Annotated in this window: 2 protein-coding genes; both read right to left on the bottom strand. The window is 33.8% G+C overall.

What is annotated here, in order from left to right:
* On the bottom strand, nt 1-1,206 hold a 1,206-nt coding region (locus ACWVCY_RS13660), incomplete at its 3' end, for an AMP-binding protein (protein ID WP_455143480.1).
* A gap of 427 nt (nt 1,207-1,633) precedes the next feature.
* A complete protein-coding gene (locus ACWVCY_RS13655; protein WP_455143478.1) occupies nt 1,634-2,161 on the bottom strand; it encodes a hypothetical protein in 528 nt (175 codons plus the stop codon).
* Nucleotides 2,162-2,233: the final 72 nt, after the last annotated feature.

Raw genomic sequence — 2,233 nt, 5'->3', positions numbered from 1 at the left:
CATTGCTTCTGAGGATATGGATGATGCTGTTTGAGAGATCACCCGTAAAGTGGATAAATCATACAGTTTACCTGGTTGTGCACCAATTCCACTTAGATAATGAAGATAACTGGCACTGGTTCCAAAAATGGATAGTTTTTCGTCTTGAATCAGCTTCCACATAGCCCCCCAATCTGGGTAGAGAGGATTACCATCATAAAGTAGGATAGTTGCTCCAATAGCGAGTGAACAGTTAAGCCAGTTCCACATCATCCAAGAAGGCGATGTAATGTAGGTGATCCGATCAGTCTTTTTTACATCTGTATGTAACATCAAATCTCTCAGTTGAGTGAGTAGAACTCCCCCTGTGCTCTGAACCATACATTTAGGCTTTCCTGTTGTTCCTGAAGAAAACATAATATATCCAGGATGGGAAAAAGGGAGTTGTTTAAAATTTATTTTAGGATGTGTTTCTGTAGAGAGAAATTCTTGATAATATATTGAGCGAGGAATAATATCAATTCTAGCAGTCTTATTAATGTAGGGGATTATTATAACTCTTTCTACTGAAGGTAGTTTTGAGATAACCTGTTCTATATTATTAAGACTTGAAAATGTCTTTCCTTTATAGAAATAACCGTCGGCAGTAATTAAGACTTTGGGTTTTATTTGACCAAAGCGATCTATAACAGCGTTTGGTCCTAGTTCTGCCCCACAAGATGCCCATGTTGCTCCAAGACTTGTTGCAGCTAACATAGCTATTACTGTTTCTATTAAATTCGGAATATATCCAGCCACACAATCTTCGGAAGTAACATCTAACTCAAGTAACGATTTACTAAATCGTGCTACTTGAAGAAAAAGCTCATTGTAAGTCATTCGTTTTATTCTTTGATCTTCGCCATGAAATATAAATGCTAAATGATCTTTATCATCATGATAACGTAATAAATTCTCCGCAAAATTTAATTCTGCTCCTGGGAACCATTTGACTTTAAAAAAGTCATTAAAATTATCAACAATAGTAGTATACTTCTTTGAAGCAATAATTTCCCCATAATCCCACATAGCTGCCCAAAAATCTGGAGTATTTTCAATAGACCAATTATAGAGTTGATGATAGGAGTTAAAATCCAAATTATATTTACTATTCACAAACTGAATGAATTTTGTCATGTTTGCTGCATTAATCTGTTCCACAGAGGGTGCCCATAGTAATTTTGGCAAGATCTTCACCTCCAAGGTCTAATATTATTTTCTAGATTTTAAAATATGATCTTTACTCTCAATATAAATAAAGCTACTATTCTATCATTTATTAATTGAAAATGCAAGCTAGGTGTATTTTGAGCTGTATAAAAGATGAAGAACTGAACAAATTGAAAGAAGATCCCAAATAACAAGGTTTTGAAGTAAATAAAATCTTAATTCCAAATGTTTTAGAGTATATTTAAGGATAGTCAAAATTCATCACATGTCTCCAAAATCCCTCATGACATTCAAATAAAAAATTGCTTTATCATTTCTTTTAATGTTGAATATAATTAAGCCTCTGAAAAAAAAACAATTACCTTCTAGAGATAGTAAAGAGTGTATTTCTATCTTAAAAGGTAATTATGATTAGGTTAATCTATAAATTCTCAATTTTTCATAATCAGATAGGCCAGAACCAACGCCAACGCCATTGTAAAGCCCAATGCATATAGAATGGTGATTGTCGGTCACAAAATTCATCGCAGAAGTATTTACCGTTATTATAACAAAATGGATTTTTAGGTCCATTCCATCCATTCCCATTACTAGAACCATTCTGATGACATTCACACTCACATGTTTCGTCGCAAGGGAATTCGCAATCACAAATACATTCTTGAGGATCAGATTCTTCATCATTACAGAGGCATTCACAGTCACATATTCCATCGCATGGACAGTCACAATTGCATTCTCCTGCATTTGGTCCATTACCATTACAATTTCTAGCAAAATGACACTCACAATCACATGTTTCGTCACATGGGCAGTCACAGTCGCATATTCCGTCACCAGGTCCATTACCTTGGCAAGAAGCATTTACTGTTATTAAAAATTGATTATTTTCTGTATTAGCAGAAACTATTGAAACCCCAAAAAAACTAGTTATCAAAAAAACTAGAGAGAGATAAATTAATTTTTTTTTCATTATTTTCATCTCAGAAAATTGATCCAAACATCCTTTCCATTTACCTTAAGATAGAAAGTATTCGTGTACCAT

It is taken from the genome of Candidatus Hodarchaeum mangrovi (genome assembly GCF_975850365.1).
This window is presented reverse-complemented; position numbering and strand designations above follow the sequence as displayed.